Origin of the sequence: Methylibium sp. T29-B (genome assembly GCF_000576225.1) — a bacterium.
GTDB lineage: Bacteria > Pseudomonadota > Gammaproteobacteria > Burkholderiales > Burkholderiaceae_C > Methylibium > Methylibium petroleiphilum.
In genome coordinates this window covers 31,314-57,781 of the sequence record NZ_AZSN01000005.1, presented here as the reverse complement: position 1 = coordinate 57,781, position 26,468 = coordinate 31,314, and the positions used below count along the sequence as shown (strand labels likewise).

Annotated in this window: 25 protein-coding genes and 1 tRNA gene; 17 read left to right on the top strand and 9 right to left on the bottom strand. The window is 67.2% G+C overall.

What is annotated here, in order from left to right:
- Positions 1-11 precede the first annotated feature (11 nt).
- The 6 genes from Y694_RS01865 to Y694_RS01840 all read right to left on the bottom strand — a co-directional run bounded on the left by Y694_RS01865 (position 12) and on the right by Y694_RS01840 (position 7,746).
- Positions 12-1,142: a polyamine ABC transporter substrate-binding protein gene (locus Y694_RS01865; protein WP_011829498.1), complete on the bottom strand. Its 1,131-nt coding sequence runs from the start codon at positions 1,140-1,142 to the stop codon at positions 12-14.
- 91 nt (positions 1,143-1,233) lie between these two features.
- Complete coding sequence (locus tag Y694_RS01860) at positions 1,234-2,613, bottom strand: aspartate aminotransferase family protein (protein WP_036229353.1); 1,380 nt, start codon at positions 2,611-2,613, stop codon at positions 1,234-1,236.
- A gap of 18 nt (positions 2,614-2,631) precedes the next feature.
- Positions 2,632-3,999, bottom strand: a complete 1,368-nt coding sequence (locus Y694_RS01855) for a glutamine synthetase family protein (protein ID WP_036229350.1) — start codon at positions 3,997-3,999, stop codon at positions 2,632-2,634.
- 91 nt (positions 4,000-4,090) lie between these two features.
- Complete coding sequence (locus tag Y694_RS01850; RefSeq protein WP_011829495.1) at positions 4,091-4,894, bottom strand: gamma-glutamyl-gamma-aminobutyrate hydrolase family protein; 804 nt, start codon at positions 4,892-4,894, stop codon at positions 4,091-4,093.
- A gap of 123 nt (positions 4,895-5,017) precedes the next feature.
- Positions 5,018-6,367 carry an FAD-binding oxidoreductase gene (locus Y694_RS01845; RefSeq protein WP_011829494.1) on the bottom strand — a complete coding sequence of 450 codons (1,350 nt, stop codon included), beginning with the start codon at positions 6,365-6,367 and terminating at the stop codon, positions 5,018-5,020.
- Positions 6,368-6,438: 71 nt separating this feature from the next.
- Complete coding sequence (locus tag Y694_RS01840; RefSeq protein WP_011829493.1) at positions 6,439-7,746, bottom strand: aspartate aminotransferase family protein; 1,308 nt, start codon at positions 7,744-7,746, stop codon at positions 6,439-6,441.
- Between the two features lie 159 nt (positions 7,747-7,905).
- Between Y694_RS01840 and Y694_RS01835 the strand changes: the two genes are divergently transcribed.
- From Y694_RS01835 to Y694_RS24010, 7 genes are all read left to right on the top strand, one after another.
- Positions 7,906-8,397: an Lrp/AsnC family transcriptional regulator gene (locus Y694_RS01835; RefSeq protein WP_011829492.1), complete on the top strand. Its 492-nt coding sequence runs from the start codon at positions 7,906-7,908 to the stop codon at positions 8,395-8,397.
- 106 nt (positions 8,398-8,503) lie between these two features.
- On the top strand, positions 8,504-9,526 hold the full coding sequence (locus tag Y694_RS01830; protein ID WP_011829491.1) for a MoxR family ATPase: 1,023 nt from the start codon (positions 8,504-8,506) through the stop codon (positions 9,524-9,526).
- The gene (locus tag Y694_RS01825) at positions 9,523-10,377 is read left to right on the top strand and encodes a DUF58 domain-containing protein (protein ID WP_051495505.1); all 855 of its coding nucleotides are present in this window, start codon (positions 9,523-9,525) and stop codon (positions 10,375-10,377) included. The genes Y694_RS01830 and Y694_RS01825 overlap by 4 nt, the downstream gene beginning before the upstream one ends.
- A 62-nt stretch (positions 10,378-10,439) precedes the next feature.
- Entirely contained in the window at positions 10,440-11,345 is a 906-nt protein-coding gene (locus tag Y694_RS01820) for a hypothetical protein (RefSeq protein WP_011829489.1), read from the top strand.
- A gap of 7 nt (positions 11,346-11,352) precedes the next feature.
- On the top strand, positions 11,353-12,408 hold the full coding sequence (locus Y694_RS01815; protein ID WP_036229385.1) for a vWA domain-containing protein: 1,056 nt from the start codon (positions 11,353-11,355) through the stop codon (positions 12,406-12,408).
- Positions 12,399-12,947: a hypothetical protein gene (locus tag Y694_RS24015; RefSeq protein ID WP_049820792.1), complete on the top strand. Its 549-nt coding sequence runs from the start codon at positions 12,399-12,401 to the stop codon at positions 12,945-12,947. The genes Y694_RS01815 and Y694_RS24015 overlap by 10 nt, the downstream gene beginning before the upstream one ends.
- Positions 12,944-14,023, top strand: coding sequence for a vWA domain-containing protein (locus tag Y694_RS24010; protein ID WP_051495504.1), 1,080 nt, complete (start codon positions 12,944-12,946; stop codon positions 14,021-14,023). The genes Y694_RS24015 and Y694_RS24010 overlap by 4 nt, the downstream gene beginning before the upstream one ends.
- Here the strand turns inward: Y694_RS24010 and speB are convergent.
- The gene (gene speB / locus Y694_RS01800; RefSeq protein ID WP_231497480.1) at positions 13,941-14,876 is read right to left on the bottom strand and encodes an agmatinase; all 936 of its coding nucleotides are present in this window, start codon (positions 14,874-14,876) and stop codon (positions 13,941-13,943) included. The genes Y694_RS24010 and speB overlap by 83 nt on opposite strands.
- Between speB and Y694_RS24005 the strand changes: the two genes are divergently transcribed.
- The 10 genes from Y694_RS24005 to Y694_RS01755 all read left to right on the top strand — a co-directional run bounded on the left by Y694_RS24005 (position 14,875) and on the right by Y694_RS01755 (position 24,435).
- Positions 14,875-15,021, top strand: a complete 147-nt coding sequence (locus tag Y694_RS24005) for a hypothetical protein (RefSeq protein WP_155935775.1) — start codon at positions 14,875-14,877, stop codon at positions 15,019-15,021. The genes speB and Y694_RS24005 overlap by 2 nt on opposite strands.
- Before the next feature lie 153 nt (positions 15,022-15,174).
- Complete coding sequence (aceA, locus tag Y694_RS01795) at positions 15,175-16,491, top strand: isocitrate lyase (RefSeq protein ID WP_011829484.1); 1,317 nt, start codon at positions 15,175-15,177, stop codon at positions 16,489-16,491.
- A 194-nt stretch (positions 16,492-16,685) separates the two neighbouring features.
- Positions 16,686-18,593 (top strand): threonine--tRNA ligase, encoded by a 1,908-nt coding sequence (gene thrS / locus Y694_RS01790; protein ID WP_011829483.1) that lies wholly within the window; start codon positions 16,686-16,688, stop codon positions 18,591-18,593.
- A 98-nt stretch (positions 18,594-18,691) separates the two neighbouring features.
- Positions 18,692-19,249, top strand: coding sequence for a translation initiation factor IF-3 (infC, locus tag Y694_RS01785; RefSeq protein ID WP_081771180.1), 558 nt, complete (start codon positions 18,692-18,694; stop codon positions 19,247-19,249).
- Positions 19,250-19,359: 110 nt separating this feature from the next.
- Positions 19,360-19,563 carry a 50S ribosomal protein L35 gene (rpmI, locus tag Y694_RS01780; protein WP_011829481.1) on the top strand — a complete coding sequence of 68 codons (204 nt, stop codon included), beginning with the start codon at positions 19,360-19,362 and terminating at the stop codon, positions 19,561-19,563.
- Between the two features lie 45 nt (positions 19,564-19,608).
- Entirely contained in the window at positions 19,609-19,965 is a 357-nt protein-coding gene (rplT, locus tag Y694_RS01775) for a 50S ribosomal protein L20 (RefSeq protein ID WP_011829480.1), read from the top strand.
- Positions 19,966-20,071: 106 nt separating this feature from the next.
- Entirely contained in the window at positions 20,072-21,109 is a 1,038-nt protein-coding gene (gene pheS / locus Y694_RS01770; protein WP_011829479.1) for a phenylalanine--tRNA ligase subunit alpha, read from the top strand.
- 27 nt (positions 21,110-21,136) lie between these two features.
- The gene (pheT, locus tag Y694_RS01765; RefSeq protein ID WP_036229340.1) at positions 21,137-23,557 is read left to right on the top strand and encodes a phenylalanine--tRNA ligase subunit beta; all 2,421 of its coding nucleotides are present in this window, start codon (positions 21,137-21,139) and stop codon (positions 23,555-23,557) included.
- 27 nt (positions 23,558-23,584) lie between these two features.
- A complete protein-coding gene (locus Y694_RS01760; RefSeq protein WP_011829477.1) occupies positions 23,585-23,926 on the top strand; it encodes an integration host factor subunit alpha in 342 nt (113 codons plus the stop codon).
- 26 nt (positions 23,927-23,952) lie between these two features.
- Positions 23,953-24,435, top strand: a complete 483-nt coding sequence (locus Y694_RS01755) for a MerR family transcriptional regulator (RefSeq protein ID WP_231497479.1) — start codon at positions 23,953-23,955, stop codon at positions 24,433-24,435.
- A 110-nt stretch (positions 24,436-24,545) separates the two neighbouring features.
- Here the strand turns inward: Y694_RS01755 and Y694_RS01750 are convergent.
- Positions 24,546-24,622: transfer RNA gene (locus Y694_RS01750), tRNA-Pro, on the bottom strand.
- A 106-nt stretch (positions 24,623-24,728) separates the two neighbouring features.
- Complete coding sequence (locus tag Y694_RS01745; RefSeq protein ID WP_231497478.1) at positions 24,729-26,441, bottom strand: TolC family outer membrane protein; 1,713 nt, start codon at positions 26,439-26,441, stop codon at positions 24,729-24,731.
- Between the last annotated feature and the right edge of the window lie 27 nt (positions 26,442-26,468).

Sequence of the window (26,468 nt, the reverse complement as noted above, 5' to 3'; positions counted from 1 at the left end):
TGGCCGAACGGTCAGATGCCGGTCTTGAACGACGTGTACAGCCTCGTCATGGTCCGCCGGATGTCGCTGCCGATGCTGTCGGGCGCGGCCATCTTCTTCAGGTCGGCCTCGTTCAGGAACACGGTGGCATTGCCGGCGATCTCGGGCTTGACGAACTTCTTCGATTCCTTGTTCGGGTTGGCGTAGAACACCTTGTTGGTCAGGCTGGCCGCCACCTCGGGCCGCAGGATGTAGTTGATGAACTTGTGGGCATTGCCGGGGTGCGGGGCATCGGCCGGGATCACCATCACATCGAAGAACAGCACGCCGCCGGTCTTCGGGATCAGGGCCTCGATCTTCTGGCCGGTCTTGCCGTCGATGGCGCGCTGCCTCGCGATGTTGATGTCGCCCGACCAACCCAGTGCAAGACAGATCGAGCCGTTGGCCATGTCGTTGATGTAGCCGGACGAGCTGAACAGCGTCACGTAGGGCCGCACGCTCTTGAGCAGCGGTGCGACGCCGGCGTAGTCAGCCTGGTTCTTGCTGTACGCGGGCTTGCCCAGGTAGTGCAGGGCCGCCGGGACCACCTCGGTGGCGGAGTCCAGCATGCTCACGCCGCAGCTCTTGAGCTTGGAGATGTACTCCGGCTTGAAGACCAGGTCCCAGGCGTTGTCGGGCATCGGCAGGTTGCCCAGGGCGGCCTTGACCTTGTCGACGTTGATGCCGACGGTGGTGTAGCCCCACAGCCAGTTGACCTGGTACTGGTTGCCCGGGTCGAGCTTGGCGAGCTGCTCCTGCAGCGCCGGGTCGAGGTGCTTCAGATTCGGCAGCTGCGCCTTGTCCAGCTTCTGCAGGAGGCCGCCGTCGGCCTGCAGCTTGGCCCAGTAGGAGGAGGGCACCACCACGTCGTAGCCGGTCTTGCCGGCCACCAGCTTGGCATGGACGATCTCGTTGTTGTCGAAGTTGTCGTAGCGAACCTTGATGCCGGTTTCCTTCTCGAAGTTGGCCAGCGTGTCCTCGGCAATGTAGTCGGACCAGTTGTAGACATTGAGGACCTTCTCCTCCTGAGCATGCACCGGGCTGCTCAGCAGGCCGCACGCGGCAGCGACGCTGGCGACCAGGCCCAGGGCACCGACCGCACGGCGCGACGACAACAGCTTCATATGGAATCCTCCGGGTTGAGACAAAGACAAAGTAAGAACGCAACGCGCTAACGCACAGCTTCCCCGAGACGATGACCCCCAGGCAATTCGGTCAGACCCAGCCCCGGGCCTTGACGTCCGCCCATGTCAGATCCAGGCAACGCTTGATCAGCACCATCATCTCGTCGATCTGGTCGCGGGTCATCACCAGCGGTGGCGCGATGATCATTCTGTCGCCAACCGCGCGCATGATCAGCCCGTTGCCGAAGCAGTGCCCACGGCAGACCATGCCGACCTCCAGATCGGATGCAAATGGCGTGCCGCTGGCCTTGTCCCTGGCCAGCATCACCGCCCCCATCAGGCCGCAGGTCTCGGCGTCGCCGACCAGCGGATGGGCCTTCAGCGCCTCGAAGTGCTGGGCCAGGTAGGGGCCGAGGTCGTCGCGCACCCGGTCCACCAGCCGCTCGCGCTGGATCAGGCGGATGTTCGCCAGGGCCACGGCGCAGGCCACCGGATGGCCGCTGTAGGTATAGCCGTGGTTGAACTCGCCGCCCTGTTCGATCAGCACCCGGGCGACACGCTCGCCGACCATCACGCCGCCCAGCGGGATGTAGCCGGAGGTCACGCCCTTGGCGAAGGTCATCAGGTCGGGGCGGGTGCCCATGGTCTCGCAGCCCCACCAGCGGCCGGTGCGGCCGAAGCCGCAGATCACCTCGTCGGACACCAGCAGGATGCCGTACTTGTCGCAGATCGCCTGGATGGCGGGCCAGTAGGTGGCCGGCGGGATGATCACGCCGCCGGCGCCCTGGACCGGCTCGCCGATGAAGGCGGCCACGCGCTCGGGCCCGACCTCGAGGATCTTCTTCTCCAGCCAGCTTGCAGCAAGGCGTCCGAAGTCGTCGCGGCTCAGACCCTGCGGGCGGCCCAGCTCGTACCAGTAGGGCTGCTCGATGTGGGTGATGTCGGGGATCGGCAGGCCGCCCTGGGCGTGCATGCCGCTCATGCCGCCGAGCGAGGCGCCGGCCATCGTCGAGCCATGGTAGGCATTGTTTCGGCTGATGATCACCTTGCGCTTGGGCTGCCCGAGCACGTCCCAGTAGCGACGCACCATGCGCACCACGGTGTCGTTCCCCTCGGAGCCGGAGCCCGAGAAGAACACGTGCCTGAACTGCGGCGGCGTCACCTCGCTCAGCAGCTCCGCCAGCTCGATCGCCGGCGGGGTGGCGGTCTGGAAGAAGGCGTTGTAGAAGGGCAACTGCTTGAGCTGGGCGGTCGCGGCGTCGATCAGTTCCTGCCGGCCGTAGCCGACGTTGACGCACCACAGCCCGCTCATCGCGTCGAGGATCTTGTGGCCCTCGCTGTCCCAGAGGTAGATGTTCTCGGCTCGCTCGATGATGCGCGAGCCCTTCTTCGCCAGGGCGTCGAAGTCGGTGAAGGGGTGCAGGAAGTGCGCCGCGTCGGCGGCCTGCCAGTCTTGCGTGGTTCGGCTCATTTCGTTCGCTCCGCTCGGTCAGACGTGCAGGAGGAGGTGTTCACGCTCCCACGGTGAGATCACCTTCATGAACTCGGCGTACTCGATCTCCTTGACCTCGGTGTAGACGGTGACGAAGGACTCGCCCAGCACCTCGGCCAGATCCTTCTCGGCACGCAGCAGCTCGAGCGCCTCGCCCAGGCTGCGCGGCAGCTGGAAGTCGCCCAGGTAGGCGTCGCCCTTGCATTCCGGCGTGGGCTCGATGCGGTTCTTGATGCCCAGGTAACCGCAGGCCAGCGTGGCGGCCAGCGCAGCGTAGGGGTTGGCGTCGGCGCCGATGACGCGGTTCTCGATGCGTCGGGCGGCCGCGGTGGCGACCGGCGAGCGGATGCCGACGGTGCGGTTGTCGGTGCCCCACTGGATGTTGATCGGTGCGGCGTTCGAGCGCACCAGGCGGCGGTAGCTGTTCACGTAGGGGGCGAACAGCGCCATCGCCGCCGGCACGTACTTCTGCAGGCCGCCGATGTACCAGTAGAACTCCTGGCTCGGCGTGCCGTCGGCATTGCTGAAGATGTTGCGGCCGGTGGCCTTGCTGACGATGCTCTGGTGGATGTGCATCGCGCTGCCCGGCTCGCCGGCGATCGGCTTGGCCATGAAGGTGGCGAACATGTTGTGGCGCATCGCCGCCTCGCGCACCGTACGCTTGAAGAAGAACACCTCGTCGGCCAGACCCAGCGGGTGGGCGTGGAAGAAGTTGATCTCCATCTGGCCGGCACCCACTTCGTGGATCAGCGTGTCGACGTTGAGCTCCATCTTCTCGCAGTAGTCGTACACGTCCTCGAACAGCGGATCGAACTCGTTGACCGCATCGATCGAGTAGGCCTGGCGCGAGGTCTCGGAGCGGCCGCTGCGGCCGACCGGGGCCTTCAGCGGCACGTCGGGATCGGTGTTGCGCGCCACCAGGTAGAACTCCAGTTCGGGCGCGACCACCGGATTCCAGCCCTCGGACTCGAACAGCTCGCAGACCCGGCGCAGCACCGAACGCGGCGCGAACGGCACCAGCTTGCCGTTGCGGTCGAAGCAGTCGTGGATCACCTGCGCGGTGGGGTCGGTCGCCCAGGGCACGATACGCACCGTGGTCGGGTCGGGACGCAGGTGCATGTCCTGGTCGGTCGGGCTGATGACGTCGTAGTACGGCCCTTCCTCCGGGAATTCGCCGGTCACGCCCATCGCGACCACCGCCTCGGGCAGCCGCATGCCGCGGTCTTCGGTGAACTTCTCGCGCGGCAGGATCTTGCCGCGTGCCACGCCGGTGAGATCGGGCACGAGGCACTCGATCTCCGTCACGCGGCGTTCGTTGAGCCACTGTTCGAGTTCGCTGAATGTGAAGTTGTCGCGGACCACCATAAGTCACCTGTTTCATTCGCTGCGCGCTTTGGGAGGGGAGCGGCGCGCCGTCGCATCGAGCTCCGCGGTCGTTGCGGAGCCTGGCAGGGATCTAGGGCACGCGAGGACGCTCGCGGACGGATTCACGGTTGAGTTCACGGAAGCTGCGGCAGGCGTCACCGAAGGCGCGCAGCAGCTTCATCGACACCGGGTTGTCGCGCGCCTGCCATTCGGGGTGCCACTGCACCCCGAGGTTGAAGGCCGGCGCCGAAGGCAGGCTGAAAGCCTCGATGATGCCGTCCGGGGCTGTAGCCTCTGCGCGCAGCCCCGGGGCCAGGCGGTTCACGCCCTGGCCGTGCAGGCTGTTGACCTTGAAGTCGGCGCCGCCGAGCAGGGTGTCGAGCAGGCCGCCGGGGACCACGCTCACGGCGTGAGCCGGGCCGTACTGCACGTCCACCGCCTGGGCGTCGTCAGAGCGATGGTCCATCAGTCCCGGCCGCTCCTGCACCGCCTGGTGCAGCGTGCCACCCAGGGCCACGTTGGTTTCCTGGAAGCCGCGGCAGATGGCGAACAGCGGGATGCCGCGCTCGAGCGCACGCGGGATCAGCGGCAGCGTCCAGTCGTCGCGCACCGGGTCGAGCGGCAGGCTGGGGTCGTGCACCACCTCGTCGAAGTGGCGCGGGTGCACGTTGCTTGGCGAGCCGGTCAGGAACACGCCGTCGGCGAGGTCGAGCAACTCATCGATCTCGTGCGCCTGGGCCGATGGCACCACCAGCGGCAGGCAGCCGGCCAGGCGAACCGCGTCGATGTACTTCTGCCCGGCCACGTGGAAGGGGTGCAGGCCGATGATGCGGTTGCAGGCCGGCACCAGCACGACAGCGCGGGCCGGAGCGCGAGGGAGGTCAGGGCGGTTCATGAGGCGAGTCGCACAGGAGCACAGTCGGGGTGCGAGGCATGCCGGATGCAGCCATGGTGTGCAAGCAGCATGCCACGCTGCAGCAGACTGTCTCGCCAGGACGGAGGAGGGGGCGGAAGGGCATCACAGGGCGTCCTTCAGTCGGTAGTACGCCATGCCGAGCACCAGCGCGGGCGTGCGCAGCAGACGGCCGCCGGGAAAGGCGTGGTGTTTCAGGCGTGCGAAGGTGTCGAAGCGCGAGGCGTCGCCGGCCATCGCCTCGGCCACCAGTTGGCCGGCCAGCCCGGTGAGCGCCAGCCCGTGACCGGAGAAGCCTTGCAGGTAATAGATGTTCGACGCGGTGGCCGCGCCGCCGCCCGCACCGCGTGCGGGCAGGCGCCCGAAATCGGGTGCTCGATTCATCGAGATGTCGACGAAGCCGCCCCAGGCGTGGTCGATGCGCGTGCCGGCGAGTTGGGGGAAGGTGGCGACCATGCGCTGCTGCATGCCTGCCGCGAGGTTCGCCGGAGTCACCGTGCTGTAGCTCACGCGGCCGCCGTACAGCAGGCGGGCGTCGGCGGTCGGCCGGAAGTAGTCAAGCACGAAGTTGGTGTCGCACACCGCCGAGCGCGACGGGATCAGGGCGTCGCAGCGAGCCTGATCGAGCGGCTCGGAACACACGATGTAGGTGCCGACCGGCATGATGCGGGCGTTGAGCGACGGTGCGATCTGCGGCGCGAGCTCCTGCAGGTAGACATTGCCAGCCAGCAGCACCTGCCGTGCCCGCACGCTGCCGTACGCGGTGCGCACGGTGCTGGAGGTGCCGGGGGCCGCGGCCTGTTCGAGCGCGGTGACCGCGGAGTGCTCGAACAGGCGCACCCCGAGTGAACGCGCCGCGCGGGCCAACCCCAGGCTGTACTTCAATGGGTGCAGGTGACCGGAGCGCGCATCGTGCAGGCCGCTGTGGAAACGCGGGCTGGCGATCCAGCGGGGCAGTTCGTCGGGAGCGATCCACTGCATTGGGTAGCCGTAGACGCTGGCCATGCGCTCGTGCCAGGTCTGCAGTTCGCGCGCCTTGCGAGCATTGACGGCCAGGCCCAGGTAGCCGTCCTGCCAGTCGCAGTCGATGGCAAAGCGGCGGCAGCGCGCGCGGATCAGGTCGAGCGCCTCGATCGACATGTTCCAGATGCGCTGCGCCTCGGCGAGCCCGAGTTGCGCCTCGATCTCCGACTGGTCGCAGGCCAGCCCATGGATCGCCTGGCCGCCGTTGCGGCCGGAAGCCCCCCAGCCGATCTGCCGCGCCTCGAGCAGCACCACGTTGAAGCCGCGATCGGCCAGTTCGATGGCGGCCGACAGGCCGGCCAGGCCACCGCCGACCACCGCGACATCGGCTGTCAGGTCCTCCTGCAACGGCGGCAGATCCGCCTCACGCGGCGCGGTGGCGGCGTAATACGAGTCTCGCGTGAGGTCCTGATCGGCGCGAAGGAGGCTCATACGGTAGGCGCTAGGCAGTGCTCTCGGAGAAAGGGGTTGCGCGAGGGGAAGAAGGGGCTGCCGGGGCGGGCTCAGCCCGCACGTTTCAGCGCGTCGGCCAGCGTGCCGACGATCTGGTCGACGTGCGTCTTCGAGATGATCAGCGGCGGCGACAGCGCCACGGTGTCGCCGGTGGTGCGGATCAGCACGCCGCGTTCCCAGCACTCGAGGAAGATGTCGAACGCGCGCTTGCCCGGTGAGCCGTCGATCGGTGCCAGCTCAATGCCGCCGACCAGCCCGATGTTGCGGATGTCGATCACGTGCGGCAGGCCCTTCAGGCTGTGCAGCGCGTCGGCGAAATAAGCCTCCATTTCCGACGCGCGCGTCAGCAGGCCTTCCTCGGCATAGGTGTCGAGCGTGCCGAGCGCCGCGGCGCAGGCCAGTGGGTGGCCGGAGTAGGTGTAGCCGTGGAAGAACTCGATCAGGTGCTCCGGGCCGTTCATGAACACATCGTGGATGTGCTGCTTCGCGAACACCGCACCCATCGGCACGCAGCCGTTGGTCAGACCCTTGGCGACCGTCATCAGATCGGGCGTAACGCCGAAACGCTGTGCCGCGAACGGCGCGCCGGTGCGACCGAACCCGGTGATCACCTCGTCGAAGATCAGCAGGATGCCGTGCTTGTCGCAGATCGCGCGCAAGCGCTCCAGGTAGCCCTGCGGCGGCAGCAGCACGCCGGTGGAACCGGCGACCGGCTCGACGATCACTGCGGCGATCGTGCTGGCGTCGTGCAGCGCCACCAGACGCTCCAGGTCGTCGGCCAGTTCGGCGCCGTGCTGCGGCTGGCCGATCGAGAAGGCGTTGCGCGCCGGATCGTGTGTGTGGCGGATGTGATCGACGCCGGTCAGCATCGATCCGAACATCTTGCGATTGGCGACCATGCCGCCTACCGAAATGCCGCCGAAGTTGACGCCGTGGTAGCCGCGCTCGCGACCGATCAGCCGGGTGCGCGAGCCTTCCCCGCGGGCGCGGTGGTAGGCGATCGCCATCTTCAGCGCGGTCTCGACCGACTCCGAGCCCGAGTTCGTGTAGAAGACCTTGTTCAGCCCGGCCGGCGTCAGCTGGACCAGACGCTCCGCCAGCTCGAAGGCCTTGGGGTGAGCCATGTTGAAGGGCGGAGCGAAGTCGAGCTCCAGCGCCTGGGCACGGATGGCCTCGACGATCTTCGGGCGGGCGTGGCCCGCGTTGACGCACCACAGCCCGGCGATGCCGTCCAGCACCTCGCGGCCCTCGGGCGTCCAGAAATGCATGCCCGAGGCCTTGGACAACAGCCGCGGCGCCTTCTTGAACTGCCGGTTGGCGGTGAAGGGCATCCAGTAGGCGTCGAGGTCTGTGGTCATGGAACCGGTCCTTGCAAGCGCGCGACGCATGCTGCCGCGGCGGTGTGTCACTGGACTTCAGTCTAGTCGTCGCGTGACGCAATGTGCTTGCGCAAACGGCCGGGATGAACCCGCGTGATTCGCATAAAATTCGAATAAATCAATAAATACTGAAATACGATGGCAAACAAGCAGGATCGCAAGCAATCGGATGCGCAGCTCGATGCCGTCGACCGGAGCATCCTGCGCGAGCTCCAGACCGACGGCCGGGTCTCGAACCAGGACCTCGCGCAGCGCGTCCATCTGTCGCCCTCAGCCTGCCTGCGACGGGTCAAGCAGCTCGAGGACGGCGGGGTGATCGCCGGCTACGTGGCACTGATCAACCCGCGCGCCGTCGGCCAGCCGGGCACCAGCTACACGATCGTCAACCTGGAGCGGCTGACCACGGTGGCGATCGAGGCCTTCGAGCGGGCCGTGCTCGACGTGCCGAGCATCCTCGACTGCTTCTACGTCGCCGGCACCAACGACTACCTGATCCGCTTCACCTACAAGGATGCGGACGACCTGGAGCGCTTCCACACCCAGGTGCTGATGCGCCTGCCGGGCGTGCTGCGGTCGAATTCGATGCTCGTGCTGCGCACGGTCAAGAAGACGACAGCTCTGCAGGTCTGATTTGCTCCTTTGCGGAGCACCACGGGGAAGCCCGCAGCTTGTGTTCGTCTCATGGCTTTGACATGCTCGTTTTCATCGGGTCCGTCCAGACCCGCGAAGGAGCCCCATGGAGTTGAATGACGCGCAGCTGAGCGACTGGCGCGAGCGGGCGCTGCAGCTGGAGTCGCTGGCGGCGCGCGCAGTGATCGGGCAGCAGCGCGCCCTGCGGTTGATCACGATGGCGGTGTTCGCCCGCGGACACGTGCTGTTGCAGGGCGACGTGGGAGTCGGCAAGACGACGCTGCTGCGCAGCGTGGCGCACCTGATCGGTGGCGCTTTCGGGCGCACCGAGGGCACGATCGACCTGATGCCCAACGACCTCGTCTACCACACACACATCAGCAGCGAGGGGCGACCGCAGGTCGACCCGGGACCGTTGACGCAGCACGGCGACGAGCTGGCCATCTTCTTCTTCAACGAGATCAACCGTGCACGCCCCCAGGTGCATGCGCTGCTGCTGCGCGTGATGGCCGAACGCAGCCTGACGGCGTTCAACCGCGAGTTCCGGTTCCCGCACCTGCTGGTGTTCGCCGACCGCAACCGTGTCGAACGCGAGGAGACCTTCGAGATCTCCTCCGCGGCGCGCGACCGCTTCATGATGGAGATCACCATCGACGCGCCGGCCAGCGACGAGGATCGCCGCGCGCTGATGTTCGACCCGCGCTTCCACGACACCGATGCGCTGATCGACGAGTTGCCGGCCGGCATGCTGCCCTACCGCGAGTTGCCGGCCGTGGCGGCGGCGGTGCAGCGCGGCGTGCAGGCGTCCGAGGCGCTGCGCGACTATGCGCTGCACCTGTGGCGCGCCACCGCCGCGCCGGCCGACTACGGCGTGGCACTGGATGAGGCCGACACCGCCGACCTGATGCTCGCGGGCGCCAGCCCGCGCGGCATGAGTCTGATGCTGCGGGCCGCGCGTACTGCAGCCTGGCTGGACGGCCGCAGCTACGCCACGCCGGAGGACCTGCGCTCGGTGTTCTACGAGACCATCGCCCACCGCCTTTGCCTGCAGCCGGTCTACGAATTGCGGCGCACCGAGATCATTGCGGCCCTCATGGAGGGCATCGTCTCGAAGGTGGCCGCGCCGTGAAGCCGGCGGCCCCTGCAGTGCGCGAGTTCCACTACCGTGTGCGGCACGGCGCCGCCGGCCACGTGCCGGGTGCGCACCGCAGCCGGCGCGGCGAGGCCGGCCTCGAGTTCCGCGGCCACGTGCCGCTCACGCAAGCGCCCGACACGCGGCGCATCGACGTGCACGCCAGCCTGCGCGACGCCTTCGGTCAATGGCAGGTGCGCGTGTTCAGCGAACGCAAGGCGGTGGCGGTCGTCGTGATCGCGGACCTGTCTGCCTCGATGGGCTACCGCGGCGTGCGCCGCAAGCTCGACGTGCTGGCCGACTTCACGCAGGCAGCGGCCGAGTCGGCGTGGCGCGCCGGCGACTCCTTCGGCTTCATCGGTTGCGACGAGCGGTTGCGGCGCGACTGGCTGCTGCCGCCGACGCGCCGGCGCGGCCTCGGCGGCCTGCTGGCGCAACGCCTGCGCCGGCTCGATCCGCAGGGCTCGGCGATCGGTCTGGCTGAGGCGGCGCGTGCGCTGCCGCACCGGCGCGCGCTGGTCTTCCTGGTGTCCGATTTCCACCTGCCGATCGCCGATCTCGAGACCGTGCTGGGGGGGCTGGCCCATCACGAGGTGGTGCCGGTGATGGTGTGGGATCGGCAGGAGTTCGACCCGCCCCCGCAACGGCCTGATCCAGCTGGCCGACCCCGAAAGCGGCGAGCAGACGCTGGTCTGGGTGCGGCCGGCGCTGCGCGAGCGCTGGCGCGCCGTCCAGGCCGGGCGGCGCGCCGCGTTGCAGGCGCTGTTCCACCGGCATCGCTCGATCCGCTCGTCCTCGACGACGGCTACCGGGCCGATGCGGTGAGCGCCCATTTCGTGCAGGGCTGAGCGTGGCAATCCGGCGCCTTCCGCGCGGCACGTCCCGGCCCGGTGACGCTGCACGGGCGGCCATGCTCGCCGTCGCCTGCGGCCTGCTGTCGGCGAGCGGCCTCGCTGCGGCCGATGCCGAGGACACCGAGCCGATCGTCGCGCAGGTCAACGATCCACGGGCCTACGGTCATCGGGTGGGCGACGTGCTCACGCGAACCATCGTGCTCGACGTGCCGGGCCGCCTGACGCTGGACGAGGCGTCGATCCCGACGCCTGGGCGGATCGGGCACTCCTTCGAGCTGCGGCGGGTCACGCAGGATTGGCGGCCCACGCTGCGGGGCCGGCGCTACACCCTGGGGTTCGATTACCAGGTGTTCCGCGCGCCCAGCGAACCGGTGGTGCTGGACCTGCCGTCGTTCACGCTGCGCTTCGACGGCCAGCCGCGTGGCGAAGAGCTGCGCATCGATTTCGCGCCGGTCGGCCTCGCACCGCTGGCCCCGGTCGAGGCGCCGTTGCGGGCCGGCCTGGGCACCCTGCGCCCCGATACGCCGGCGCTGCGGGTCGACACCCTGCCGGAGCGGCGACGCCTGGGCCTGTATGCCGCGTTGGCGCTGCTGCCGCTGGCCCATCTGGCGATGGTCTATCTGGGCTGGCCGTGGTGGCGACGTCGGCAGCGGCCGTTCGCGCGGGCGCGCCGACAGCTCCAGGGCGTGCTGGTGACCGCACCGACCGATGAATGGCTGGACGCGTGGCGCACCCTGCATGCGGCGCTCGATGCCACGGCCCGCCGCGTGCTCCATGCCGGCGCGGTCGATCGCTTCGTGGCCGAGCAGCCGGCCTACGCGGCGGTGCGTGGCGAGATGCTGCAGTTCTTCGAGCGCTCGGAGCGCTTCTTCTTCGGCGGGCAGGCGCCGCTCGAGGCCGATCGCCTGTGGTTGCGTGACTTCTGCCGGCGCTGCTTCGACATCGAGCGGGGACGGGCGTGAGATGGCGATGAACCCGCTCGACTCGATCGGCTGGGCGCACCCGGCCTGGCTCTGCCTGCTGCCGCTGGCACTGCTGCCGCTGTGGCGCGACGGCCGCGCGACCCAGCGCCATTCATGGCTCGCGCTGCTGCCGGCGGACCGCCCTTCGGTGCTGCTCAAGTGGCTGCTGCGCGTGCTGGGAGCCTTCGCCATTGCGAGCATCGTGGTGGCGCTGGCCGGGATGTACCGCGCCGAGTACGCGGTCGAGCGGGTGGGGCAGGGCGCCGAGATCGCGTTGCTGCTCGATCGCAGCCGCAGCATGGACGAGCGCTTCGTCAGCAGCTCGGCGTCGGTCAATGGCCCGACCCCGGGCTCGGCCGCCTGGTATGCCTACAACCAGCAGGACCAGAGCGTGCGCGTCAGCAAGGGGCAGGCGGCGCGCCAGTTGCTGGGCGAGTTCGCAGCCAGCCGGCAGCAGGACCGCTTCGCGATGGCGGTGTTCAGCACCTTGCCGATCCGGGTACTCGACTTCACCCAGAAGACCGATGTTGTGCAGGCGGCCATCGCCGCCGGCGAGATCGGGCGCGGCCTGGGCGAGACCGACATCGCCGCGGCCCTGCTCGAGGGCCTGCGCTTCTTCGATGACCGGCCCTACACCGGCTCGCGCATCGTGCTGCTGGTCTCGGACGGCGGCGACCACATCGAACCGGGTGTGCGTCAGCTCATCGTCGACCGGTTGCAGGCGCAACGCGTGTCGCTGTACTGGATCTACATCCGCTCGGCGCGCAGTCCGGGGCTGCACGCGAACGCGGGCGATGCGCCCGGCGCCGCGGACACCGTACCGGAGATCTTCCTCGATCGCTTCTTCCAGTCGGCCGGCGTGCCCTACCGCGCCTACGAGGCCGAGAACCCCGAGGCGCTGAAGCGCGCGATCGCAGACGTGGGCCGGCTGGAGAATCTGCCCATCACCTACCAGGATCTGGTGCCGCGCCGCGACCTGTCGGCGCATGCCTACGCGCTGGCGCTGGCGGCGGTGCTGCTGCTGTTCGCCAGCCGCTGGGCCGAGGGGCGATCATGGCGCTGATGACGCCGCGGACCCGGTTGAGGCTGGCCTGGGGGGCCCTGGCGCTCCTCGCGTTGGCTGCCGTCATCGACGGCTGGCGCTGGCAGGACAAGCAGCGCGACAACGCGATGATCCGTGCCGGCATCGCCGAGCGGCCCGACCCGACGGCGCGCGCCGAGCTGCGCTTCGCGCATGCCACCGAGCTGGCCCGACGTGGCGAGCACGAGGCGGCGATCGATGCCTACCGCGTGCTGCAGGACGACAGCGCGCTCGGGCGTGCCGCCCGTTACAACGCCGCGAACCAGCTGCTGCTGCAGGCGCTGGTGTTGCGTGGCTCGGCCCTGCCGGGCCAGGCGCTGCCGTTGATCGAGCTTGCGAAGGCGAGCTACCGCGAGGTGCTGCGGCAGGACCCGGAGCACTGGGAGGCCCGATACAACCTCGAGCGCGCCCAGCGGCTGCAACCCGACCCCGACGACGCGGACCCGGATGCCGGCGGGCCGCCGGAGAACGCCGAGCGCGCCGCCACGACGATGCGTGGCGTGTCGCGGGGGCTCCCGTGAAGGGCCCCGGCCTGCGGGCGCTGCTGCTGCAGGGTAGGGCAGCGCTGCGCGCGGGGACCGCGCGCGCCTGCCTGGCGCTCGCCGCGCTGGCGCTGACCATCACCTTCGCGTCGCCGTACCTCACCTGGGCACGGCCCCAGAGCGACATGGTGATCGTGCTCGACGTGACCCAGAGCATGGAGGTCGCCGACCAACAGCACGAAGGCCGTTCGGTCACGCGTCTGGCGCAGGCCAAGCGCGTGATCGGCGAAGCGCTGCGCAAGCTGCCGTGCGGAAGCCGCGTCGGCTGGGGCCTGTTCACCGAATACCGCTCCTTCCTTCTGATGGATCCGGTGGAGGTGTGCGAGAACCAGCGGGAGTTGCTGGCCGTGCTGTCGAACATCGACGGCCGCATGGCCTGGACCGGCAACAGCGAGGTGGCCAAGGGCCTGTACAGCGGGCTGAAGATCGCCAAGGCGTTGCCGTCGAGACCGGCCCTGGTGTTCGTGACTGACGGGCAGGAGGCCCCGCCGGTCAACCCGCAGTACCGGCCCAGCGACGACGGCGCGGTGCGCGTCGCGCCGGGCTTGGTGGTGGGCGTGGGCGGCCTGTTGCCGGCACGCATCCCGAAGCACGACCTCGAGGGCCGCGCCTACGGCTACTGGGAGGCCGACGAAGTCATGCAGCTCGACCCGCGCAGCTACGGGCGGGGCGGCAGCGTGGCGGGCGAACAGATGGTCGAGGACGGCAGCGAACGCACGGGCGTGATGCTCGGTTCCACGCCCGGCAGCGAGCACTTGTCGTCGCTGCGCGAGCCCTATCTGCAACTGCTGGCCAGCGAAACGGGCCTGGCCTACCAGCGACTCACCACGCCCCAGGCGCTGTATGCGGCGCTGACCAGCGAGCAACTGGCGCATCCGGTCGCGTCGCGCGTGGATCTGCGCTGGCCGTTCGGTGTGCTCGGCCTGCTGGCGCTGCTGGCGGTCTACCTGCCGAGGCGGCGCCCCGACGGACTCAGGCCGGCCGTGTGGCGCCGCGGCGCGCCAGCTGACCGCACAGGTAGGTCCACACGAAACTTGCCGCAGCGTAGCTCGTGAGTTCGGCGTGGTCGTAGGGTGGAGCGACCTCCACGCAATCCATGCCGACGAAATCGAGATCAGCCAGTTCCTCCAGCAGCGACAGCACCTGGTTCGTCGTCATGCCGCCGGGTTCGGGTGTGCCGGTGCCTGGTGCGAACGCCGGGTCGAGGCAATCGATGTCGAGGCTGAGGTAGAGCGGCGGGTTGCCGTGGCCGGCGAGCCGCTTCCGAATCGCGGTGGTCACGGGCGCCAGCTGCGCCGGGCTCTCGAGGCCACGCAGTTGCCGCGCGTCGAAGATCTGTCCGCCCCGGGTCCGCACATAGTCGCGTGCCTCGCGTGCGCCCGCCGAGCGGATGCCGATCTGGGTGAAGCATTCGGGCAGCACCAGGCCCTCCTGGAGGGCCTCGTAGACCCACGTTCCATGGCCGCTGGGCTCGCCGAAGTGGTCTTCCCAGGTGTCGCAGTGGGCATCGAAATGGATCACCGCCAGCGGTCGGCCGAGCCAGGACTTGTAGGCCCGCAGAAGTGGCAGTGTGACCGAGTGATCGCCGCCGATCCAGGCCATGTGGTGGGCGCGGATCATCGCGTTCACGCTCGGCGCCATGGCCACGCGCATGGCTTCGAGGCTGGTGTTGGGCAGCGGCAGGTCACCGAGGTCGGTCAGGTAGGGCGCGGGGTCGATGTTGAAGTGCGGATGGATGCCGTCGCACAGCATGTGGCTTGCTTCGCGGATGGCGCGCGGACCGAAGCGAGCGCCCGGTCGGTTGGTGACCGCGCCATCCCACGCGAGGCCGGCGATGGCATAGGGCCGATCGGCTTGTGATGGAAGCTTCAGGAAGCTGCTGCCGGAGAGGAAGGCGAAGGAAGTCATGGCCGCCATCATCGTCGCTCGCGGCCCGGCGCGGCGAGCGAAGCGCGCCCCCGCCTCGAATTTCCACGATGAGAAATGGTTGTGCTGCAATGCAAAAAGCTACGATGCTGCAGTGCCGCAGATTTTTTCATGGCGAAAGAACTGATTTCACATGCGGAAATATTGTTCTCAAGTCATTGTTTTTATTGGATTTACATAGAAGTCTTATATAAGATATAAGTCTTCTTCGGCGCGGCGTTTGGCCTTACGCTGAGGTAGCGTTTCCCCACCACTTCATTCACCACTTCCGGAGCCCGACATGAGCCAACCGACCCGTGAACAACAGATCGCCGCCCTCGAGAAAGATTGGGCGGAGAACCCGCGCTGGAAAGGCCTGAAGCGCGGCTACAGCGCTGCCGACGTGGTTCGCCTGCGCGGCAGCCTGCAGCCCGAGTACACGATCGCCAAGCGCGGCGCCGAAAAGCTGTGGGCACAGTGCAACGGCGCGTCGAAGAAGGGCTACGTCAATGCCTTCGGCGCGATCACCGCCGGTCAGGCGATGCAGCAGGCCAAGGCCGGCGTCGAGGCCGTGTATCTGTCAGGCTGGCAGGTTGCCGCCGACGGCAACACCTCCGAGACCATGTATCCCGACCAGTCGCTGTACGCCTACGACTCAGTGCCGACCATGGTCCGCCGCATCAACAATACCTTCAAGCGCGCCGACGAGATCCAGTGGTCGCGCGGCACGGGCCCCGGCGACAAGGACTTCATCGATTACTTCCTGCCGATCGTGGCCGATGCGGAAGCCGGCTTCGGCGGCGTGCTGAACGCCTTCGAATTGATGAAGAACATGATCGCCGCGGGCGCCGCCGGCGTGCACTTCGAGGACCAGCTCGCCGCAGTGAAGAAGTGCGGCCACATGGGTGGCAAGGTGCTGGTGCCGACCCAGGAAGCCTGCGAGAAGCTGATCGCCGCGCGCTTCGCCGCCGACGTGATGGGCGTGTCGACCATCGTGCTGGCCCGGACCGATGCCGAGGCCGCCAACCTGATCACCAGCGACCACGACGCCAACGACAAGCCATTCCTGACCGGCGAACGCACCCAGGAAGGCTTCTACCGCGTGAAGAACGGCCTGGAGCAGGCCATCAGCCGCGGTGTTGCCTACGCCGCCTACGCTGACCTCGTGTGGTGCGAGACCGGCACGCCGGACCTGGGATTCGCCCGTGAGTTCGCGCAGGCCGTGCATGCCAAGCACCCGGGCAAGCTGCTGAGCTACAACTGCTCGCCGTCGTTCAACTGGAAGAAGAACCTGGACGACAAGACGATCGCCGTGTTCCAGGAGAAGCTCTCGGAGCTGGGCTACAAGTACCAGTTCATCACCCTCGCGGGCATCCACATCAACTGGTACAACACCTTCCAGTTCGCCCAGGCCTATGCGAAGGGCGAGGGCATGAAGCACTACGTCGAGATGGTGCAGGAGCCCGAGTTCAAGGCGCGCGAGCAGGGCTACACCTTCGTGTCGCACCAGCAGGAAGTCGGCGCCGGCTACTTCGACGACGTCACCACGGTGATCCAGGGCGGCTCGTCCAGCGTCAAGGCGCTGACCGGCTCGACCGAGGAAGAGCAGTTCCACTGATCGGGGACCAGCGGGCGGCGCCTACAATGCGCGCTCGCATCCACGAACAAGGACGAGAAAGGCACGCCGGGTTATGACACCGCGAACGTCGACCACCATGCACCAGGGTTGTCCGACCGCAGTCTGAGCACGTCTGTTCTTTTCGTCTCGAAGCGCGGTCTCCACCGCGCTTTTTTCATTTCAGAGGCTCTTTCATGATCGTGATCACGCTTCCCGACGGCTCGCAACGCGAGTTCCCCGGCCCGGTCACTGTGGCCGAGGTCGCGGCATCGATCGGCACCGGGCTCGCGAAGGCGGCCCTGGGCGGCCGTGTCGACGGCAAGCTGGTCGACACGGGCCATCGCATCGAGGGCGATGCACGGCTCGCCATCGTCACCGACAAGGATGCCGACGGCCTCGACCTGATCCGCCACTCGACGGCCCACCTGCTGGCGTACGCAGTGAAGGAACTGTTCCCCGAAGCGCAGGTGACGATCGGACCGGTCATCGAGAACGGCTTCTACTACGACTTCTCGTACAAGCGCCCGTTCACGCCGGAGGATCTGGCGGCCATCGAGGCCAAGATGACGGAACTGGCGAAGAAGGACGAGAAGGTCGAGCGCCGCGTGCTGCCGCGCGACGAGGCCGTGGCGTACTTCAAGTCGATCGGCGAGGACTACAAGGCCGAGATCATCGCCGGCATTCCGGCCGGCCAGGATGTGTCGCTGTACCGTGAAGGGCGGTTCGAGGACCTGTGCCGCGGCCCGCACGTGCCGAGCACGGGCAAGCTCAGGCACTTCAAGCTGATGAAGGTGGCCGGCGCCTACTGGCGCGGCGACCACCGCAACGAGATGCTGCAGCGCATCTACGGCACGGCCTGGGCCAGCAAGGACGAACTGCAGCAGTATCTGCACATGCTGGAGGAGGCCGAGAAGCGCGATCACCGCAAGCTCGGCCGCGAACTCGACCTGTTCCACCTCGACGAGCACGCGCCGGGCCTCGTGTTCTGGCACCCGAAGGGCTGGACGGTTTGGCAGCAGGTCGAGCAGTACATGCGCGCGGTCTACCGCGACAACGGCTACCTCGAGGTCAAGGGGCCGCAGATCCTCGACCAGGGTCTGTGGGAGAAGACCGGACACTGGGACAAGTACAGGGAGAACATGTTCGTCACGGAGTCGGAGAAGCGTGATTACGCGCTCAAGCCGATGAACTGCCCGGGCCACATCCTCATCTACAAGCAGGGCATCAAGAGCTATCGCGACCTGCCGCTGCGTTATGGCGAGTTCGGGCAGTGCCACCGCAACGAACCCACCGGCGGCCTGCACGGCATCATGCGGGTGCGCGGCTTCACGCAGGACGACGGGCACATCTTCTGCACCGAGGAGCACATCCTGCCGGAGTGCGTGGCCTACACAGCCTTGCTGCAGAAGGTCTACAAGGACTTCGGCTTCAACGACATCATCTACAAGGTCGCCACCCGGCCCGAGAAGCGGATCGGCTCCGATGCGGTCTGGGACAAGGCCGAGCACGCGCTGATGGAGAGCCTGCGGGCGTCGGGCTGCGAATTCGTCGTGTCGCCGGGTGATGGCGCGTTCTACGGCCCGAAGATCGAGTACACGCTGAAGGACGCCCTGGGTCGCCAGTGGCAGTGCGGCACGATGCAGGTCGACTTCTCGCTGCCGGAGCGCCTGGATGCGGTCTACGTGGCCGAAAGCGGAGAGCGCTTGTTCCCGGTGATGCTGCACCGGGCGATCGTCGGCAGCCTCGAGCGCTTCATCGGCATCCTCATCGAACAGCATGCCGGCGCGCTACCGGCGTGGCTCGCCCCGGTGCAGGTGATGGTGCTCAACATCACCGACGGGCAGGCCGACTACGCCGCAGAGATTGCGAAAACGCTGCAAAAACAAGGAGTTAGAGCCGGCGTCGATTTGCGCAACGAGAAAATCACGTATAAAATCCGAGAGCATTCCATGCAAAAGCTTCCGTACATCCTTGTCGTTGGCGACAAGGAAAAGGCTGCGGGGGCCGTTGCGGTGCGCGCCCGGGGTAACCAGGACCTCGGCGTGATGCCTCTAGATGCCTTTTCCCAGAGGATGGCTAGCGACATCGCCCACAAGGTGTGATGCGGGAGGAGTTCGTTTCCCGCCCCACGCCTTGGTTGTCCAGGCGCGTGTGTGTTCGATGTGGAGCCTGAGCGCAGGAACGCAAAGGGCTCGAAAGGATTCTGACCATCGCTAATTTCTTTGACCGTCGCACCCGTAACGACGAACGCAAGCACCGGCTGAACCGGGAAATCATGGCGCCGGAAGTGCGCCTGAACGGGCCCGAGAACGAGCCGCTTGGCATCGTCAGCATCCAGGAGGCCTTGCGCCTGGCGGGTGAGGCGGACGTCGATCTGGTGGAGATCTCAGCCACGGCAGACCCTCCGGTCTGCCGGCTGATGGACTACGGCAAGTTCAAGTACGCGGAGCAGAAGAAGGCCGCGGAAGCCAAGGCCAAGCAGCACGTCATCGACATCAAGGAAGTGAAGTTCCGGCCCGGTACCGACGAAGGCGATTACGCGATCAAGATGCGCAACCTGCGTCGCTTCCTCGAAGAAGGCGACAAGGGAAAGGTGACCCTGCGGTACCGCGGCCGCGAGATCACGCACCAGGACATCGGCATGCGGCTGCTCGAGCGCATCCGCGACGAACTCGCCGATGTCTCGGTGGTGGAGAACATGCCCAAGCTCGAAGGGCGCCAGATGATCATGGTGCTCGGGCCGAAGCGAAAGAAGTGAGTTCACCGTCGTTGCGGTCTGGTCGCCGCAACGAAGGCACAAGTGACCGACAGGCCCCAAGTCCGCGAGTGGTTCGCGGCGCCTGCGGGAACAAACTAGAAGGAGCAGTCATGCCCAAGATGAAGACTAAGAAGAGCGCTGCCAAGCGTTTCCGTGTCCGCCCGGGCGGCACCGTCAAGCGAGGTCAGGCGTTCAAGCGCCACATCCTCACCAAGAAGAGCACCAAGAACAAGCGCCACCTGCGGGGTACGGCGACGGTGCACGAGACCAACATGGGCCATATGGCCCAGATGCTGCCGTTCGCAGGCCTTTGAGTCGCGACGTCCAGGTCTCAGATCAATTCTTGAAGGAGTAGAAACATGCCTCGCGTCAAACGTGGTGTCACCGCACGCGCTCGTCACAAGAAGGTCCTGGAGCTCGCCAAGGGCTTCCGCGGCCGTCGCAAGAACGTCTATCGCATCGCCAAACAGGCGGTGATGAAGGCGGGCCAATACGCCTATCGTGACCGCCGCAACCGCAAGCGCGTCTTCCGTCGCCTATGGATCGCCCGCATCAACGCGGCTTCGCGCAGCCACGGCATCACCTACAGCCGCTTCATCGCCGGCATCAAGAAGGCCGCGATCGACATCGATCGCAAGATGCTCGCGGAACTGGCCGTCAACGATCCGGCCGCTTTCGGCAGCATCGTCGAGAAGGTGAAGGCCCAGCTCGCCTGATCGACGTCGGGCCTTGCAGGCCCGATGTGCACTGCAGGGGCCGAGGCGCAAGCGTCGGCCCCTCGCTTTTTCAGCGTCACCTCTTCATCCGCAAGACAGAGATCTGATGGAAGCCTTCAGTCAACTGGTGCAACAGGCGGCTCAGGCCTTCGAGAAGGCCCGTACCCCGGCCGAGCTCGAGGATGCGAAGGCTGCGTTCCTCGGCAAGAGCGGTGAACTCACGGCGCGAATGAAGCAGCTGGCGAGCCTGCCGGTCGACGAGAAGAAGGCGCGCGGCGCCGAGATCAACGCGGCCAAGCAGCAGGTCGAAGCGGCGTTGACGGCGCGCCGCCAGGCCATGGCCGATGCCGAACTGGCGCAGCAGCTGCGCGCCGAGTCGCTCGATGTGACTCTGCCGGGCCGGCGCCGCGGCAGCGGCGGCCTGCATCCGATCACTCGCGCGATGGAGCGCATCGAGGCGATCTTCGGCTCGATGGGCTTCGAGGTGGCCGACGGCCCGGAGATCGAAACCGACTGGTTCAATTTCACTGCACTGAACACGCCAGCCGACCATCCGGCGCGCTCGATGCACGACACCTTCTATGTCGAGGGCGGCCAGGTGCTCCGCACCCACACCAGCCCGATGCAGATCCGCCACGCGGTACGGCACGTGAAAGCGCACCGCGCCGCGCTCGATGCCGGGCTGCCGATGCCGGAGATCCGCGTCATCGCTCCGGGGCGCACCTACCGCGTCGACAGCGATGCGACGCACTCGCCGATGTTCCACCAGGTCGAGGGGCTGTGGGTGGGGCAGAACATCAGCTTCAAGGACCTGAAGTCGGTCTACGTGAGCTTCATCCGGGCCTTCTTCGAGACCAGCGACCTGCAGATCCGCTTCCGGCCCAGTTACTTTCCGTTCACCGAACCGAGCGCCGAGATCGACATGATGTTCGGCAGCGGTCCGCTGAAGGGCCGCTGGCTCGAGGTGTCGGGGTCCGGACAGGTGCACCCGCAGGTGATCCGCAACATGGGCCTGGACCCAGAACGCTACATCGGCTTCGCCTTCGGCTCGGGCATCGACCGGCTGGCGATGCTGCGCTATGGCGTCAGCGACCTGCGGCTGTTCTTCGACGGTGACCTGCGCTTCCTGTCGCAGTTCAAGTGATCCGACTTCCCCAACGACACAGGCGTCATGCAATTTCCTGAATCCTGGTTGCGCGAGTTCTGCAATCCGCCGCTGTCGACCCCCGCGCTGGCCGAGACGTTGACCATGGCCGGCCTCGAGGTCGAGGAACTGCGCCCTGTGGCGCCGCCGTTTGACAAGGTGGTGGTGGCTGAGGTGCTCGCTATCGAGAAGCACCCCAACGCCGACCGGCTTCATATCTGCCGGGTCGATGTGGGCGCCGGTACGCCACTGTCGATCGTCTGCGGTGCGCCGAACGTGCGAGCCGGGATCAAGGTTCCCTGCGCGCTGGTGGGCGCGGAACTGCCTCCGGCTGAGGCGGGCGGTGCTCCGTTCCAGATCAAGCTCGGCAAGCTTCGCGGCGTAGAGAGCCAGGGCATGCTGTGCTCGGCGCGCGAGCTCAAGCTGTCGGAAGACCATGGCGGCCTGTTGATCCTGGCCGACGATGCCCCGGTCGGTACGAGCATCCGCAGCCACCTCCAGCTCGACGACACGCTATTCACGTTGAAGCTCACGCCCAACCTGGCCCATTGCCTGAGCGTCTACGGCATCGCACGCGAGGTGTCGGCGCTGACGGGCGTGCCGCTCAAGCAACCGGCCTTTGCGCCGGTGCTGCCGACGCACGGCGCAAAGCTGCCGGTTCGCGTCGCAGCGCCCGAATTGTGCGGCCGCTTCTCGGGGCGCATCGTCCACGGCGTGAACCCGCGGGCGGCGACACCGCCCTGGATGGTGGAGCGCCTCGCACGCTGCGGCCAGCGCTCTGTGAGTGCACTGGTCGATATCTCGAACTACGTGATGTTCGAGTTCGGCCGTCCTTCGCACATCTTCGATCTCGACAAGATCCATGGGGGGCTCGAAGTGCGCTGGGGTCGGTCCGGTGAGTCCTTGGAACTGCTGAACGGCAGCACCATCGAGGTCGACGCAGCGGTGGGGGTGATCGCCGACGATCGGCAAGTCGAATCGCTGGCCGGGATCATGGGCGGCCAGGCCACCGCGGTGACCGACGACACCCGCAACGTGTACGTCGAGGCCGCATTCTGGTGGCCGCAGTCGATCGCAGGACGCTCGCGCCGCTACAACTTCAGCACCGACGCCGGGCACCGCTTCGAGCGCGGCGTCGATCCGGGGCAGACGGTCGAGCACATCGAGCGCATCACGCAGCTGATCCTCGACGTCTGCGGTGGCGAAGCCGGTCCGATGGACGACCAGATCCTCGCGCTGCCCGAGCGCACGCCGGTCGCGATGCGCGTCGATCGTGCCTGCCGCGTGATCGGCATGCCGGTCTCGCAGTCCCAGTGCGTCGGCGTCTTCCAGCGGCTGGGTCTGGCGTGTCGCGAGGAGGATGGACGCATCATCGTCACGCCGCCGAGCTGGCGTTTCGATCTGCAGATCGAGGAAGACCTGATCGAGGAGGTCATCCGTGTCCTCGGCTACTCGATGCTGCCCGACACACCGCCGCTGGCCCCCGTGACGCCCCGCGTGATGTCGGAATCGCGCCGCGGGTTGCACACGCTACGGCACGCGATGGCCGGCCTGGATTACCAGGAAACCGTGAATTTCAGCTTCGTCGAGGCACGCTGGGAGCGCGACTTCGCCGGCAACGAGGCCCCGATCCGGCTGCTCAATCCGATCGCTGCGCCGCTGGCCGTGATGCGATCCAGCTTGATCGGCAGCCTGATCAACGTGTTGCGTTTCAACCTCGCGCGCAAGGCGGCGCGGGTGCGCGTGTTCGAGATCGGCCGCGTATTCCTGCGCGATCCCGCCGCCATCGACAGCGATTCGGGTGTCGCCGGCGTCGACCAGCCGCTGAGACTGGGAGGCCTGGCCTATGGGGGCTGCGATGAACCGCAATGGGGCACCACCGAACGTGGCGTCGACTTCTTCGACGTGAAGGGCGATGTGGAAGCGCTGCTGGTGCCACGCCGACCGCGCTTCGTCGCGGCGGAGCACCCGGCCCTGCATCCGGGGCGCAGCGCCCGCATCGAGTGCGACGGCCGGACCGTCGGCTGGATCGGCGAGTTGCACCCGCGCTGGCGCCAGGCCTACGAGTTGCCGCAAGCGCCGGTCGTGTTCGAACTCGATGCGCAGGCGCTGTCGGAGGGCGGTGTGCCCATCTATACAGCCATCCCGAAGCAGCAGGCGGCGGTTCGGGACATCGCCCTGATCGTCGGCGATCACGTAGCTCACGATGCACTGATGCAATCGATCTCCGTAGCACCCAGCAGCGGCGTCGTGCGCAGCGCACGCCTGTTCGATGTCTACCGCCCCAAGAACCCTAGTGCCGAGGTGGCTGCCGGTGAGCGCAGCCTGGCCATACGGCTTGAACTGTTGGACGAGCATGGCACGCTGACCGACGAGCGCATCGACGCCGCAGTCCGCTCCGTGCTGGACACACTTTCTGCGCAACTGGGCGCCCGCCTGCGGGCCTGACCGGCGCCGATACGGAAGAATCCGACCATGGACCGAGTGCTGCTCCCGACCCTCGAGACACCGACGCTGACTAAGGCCGAACTCGCCGAACTGCTGTTCGAGCGCCTGGGCCTGAACAAGCGTGAATCCAAGGACATGGTCGAGGCCTTCTTCGAATTGATCCACGGCCAACTGGTCGAGGGGCAGGACGTCAAGCTTTCCGGCTTCGGCAACTTCCAGATCCGGCGCAAGGCCCCCCGGCCCGGGCGCAACCCGCGCACCGGGGAGGCGATCCCGATCAAGGCGCGCAATGTGGTGACGTTCCACGCAAGCCACAAACTCAAGGGCGTCGTGCAAGGTGACATACCGAGCGCGGAGGAGTTCGAGTAAAGTCTGAGGTCATACGCCACAGGCCTTTGATTTCCAATGGAAAATCGCTGCCGCCGATCCCCGCCAAGCGGTATTTCACGATCGGTGAAGTCAGCGAGCTGTGCGGCGTCAAGCCCTATGTGCTGCGGTATTGGGAGCAGGAGTTCTCGCAACTCAAGCCCATGAAGCGGCGTGGCAACCGTCGTTATTACCAGCACCACGAGGTCCTGCTGATCCGGCGGATCCGGGAACTGCTGTACGAGCAGGGTTTCACCATCAGCGGTGCGCGCAACCGTCTTTCTGAGGCGGGTGTGCGTGCCGCCCTCGCGGCCGAGGCGGCCCAGGTGCCGACGCAGGACGATGGAGGCCTGCCGTCGGCCGACGAAATACTGCCGGAGGCTGAGGCCATGGAGGCAGCGGCAGTTGCTCCGACCGCCGCCGTGGCGCGCGTTCGAGTCAACGCCGTTCCACCGACGCTGGCGACGATGCGCGACGAACTCGTGTCGATCCGGCAACTGCTGCTGCCCTAGCGCCATCGCTCGATGTGCGCGACGCGACACCCGGGTTCGAACCCGCGACACATGGGCAAAGACAAAAGGCCTAGCCCGTGGTGATCACCGGCTAGGCCTCGTCTTTTCTTTGGTCGGGACGGCGGGATTCGAACTCGCGACCCCTTGCACCCCATGCAAGTGCGCTACCAGGCTGCGCTACGCCCCGACAAGCCGCGCAGTATAGCCCAGAGACTGTGCTCTCCAGGCCATGAAGCGCGCCGCGCGACCGGCGGCGCTGGCTTCGATCCCTCACCATGTCGGGAGGGCTGCGCTCAGCGTGCCACCTGGGCCTTGGTGGCCGGGGTCGGCGTGACGCCGGGGCGTGCCTCGGACAGCGCCTTCGCGCGCGCGTCGAGCTCCTCGCGGGACGTGGTCGCCAGCGGAGCGGCCGTGATCGGGCAGCGTGCCGCGGCATCGTCGCCGGCGTTCCAGTTGTCGTCCGGCAGGGCGCCGGTGTCGATCCGCGACAGGCCGAGCGCGGCGGTCAGGGTGTTGGTCGCCGCGTGCGTGCGCACGTAGGCAATGCGCAGTTCGTGCTCCGCGTTGGCATAGGCGCGCCGCGCGGTGTAGACCTCGTTCTCCGCATTCAGCAGGTCGAGCAGGCTGCGCTGGCCGATCTCGAACTGCTGGCGGTAAGCATCGCGCGCCCGCTCGATCGCGACGACGTTGCGCTCGAGATAACGCAGCTGCTCGACGAGCTTGAGCGTGTCGTTGAACGCGATCGAGGCGGTCTGGCGAGCGTCGCGGCAGGTACGGTCGCGCAGGTCGGCCGCCTGGGTGACGAGATCGGCGAACTGGCGCACGCGCGCCTGATCGGAGCCGCCATTGAAGAGATTCCAGCTCAGCACCACCTCCGCAGCAGCCTCGCGTCGCTGGTCCTGCAAGCCATTGAGATTGTGTCCCTCGCTGCCGCGGGCGCGTGCCTCGACGCGCGGCTGGAAGGCGCTGCGCTGCCCCTCGGATTGCGATCGCAGGGCCCGCAGGTTTTCCACGGCCGCCGAGATGCCCGCGTTGCGCAGCGTGGCCTGGGTCTGCACCTCGCTGGCGCTGGCCGGCATGCCCTGGGTCAGTCCGGCGCCCAGTGTCAGCTGCGCAGGCGGCGCTTCACCGACCACGCGCTGGTAGCGCGCCACCACGTCGTGGAGGTTGGCGGTCTCGGTGGACAGGTTCGTTTCGGCCAGGGCCAGCCGCGCTGCCGCTTGCTCGACATCGACGCCGCGCCCGACCCCGGCCTTGAAGCGGTTCTGGATCTGGTCGTGCGAGACCTTGTGCTGCACGTAGTTGTCTTCTGCCAGCAGCACGAGCCTGCGGAAACGCAGCACGTCGTAGTAGGCACGGCTGGCTTCCAGGGCAGTCTGCTCGGTGGCCTCGATGAACTCGAAATAGCGGCTGCTGCGGGCGTGGCCGAAGCGGCTGACTTCAGACTGGGTCAACTGGCCGTCCCACAGCAGCTGCGTCAGGCTGACTCCGACGCCGGTGCGCGACAGGCTCTGGTCTTTCGGGCTCCGCGTATCGATGCTGTCGCGCGAGCGACCGACGTCGGCGTTCAGGTCCACCCGGGGATAGTAGGCGCCGCGTGCGACATCGACCTCGTTGCTGGCGGCGCGAAAGGCGTTGAAACGGGCCGTGACTTCTGGATTGGTCTGGATGGCTTTCTGTGCAGCGGCCTTGAGCGGGTCGTCGGTCTGGGAGAGAGCTGCGGTCGAGGTGGCGATCAGCAAGGAGAAAGTCAGGGCGCGCGAAACAGTCATTGCAGAAGATCCAGTGTTTGGAAACGAGGCGAGCACTCGCGCTTCATGAAGCAGTATTGAGTGGATCCCGAGTTTCTCATGCACCCCCGGAGCCCTCGTTCCCTGATCCACGGGGCCGCCGACCGGATGACGCAAGATGCTGGCGAACGTCGTGAATTTCGCAACACCGCGCCTCGCATGGCCTCGTGGACAGGGACGTGGGCGCACGATCGGATACAGGCGGTTCAAGTCCATCGGCAAAAGGCCGAAGACACCCCGATG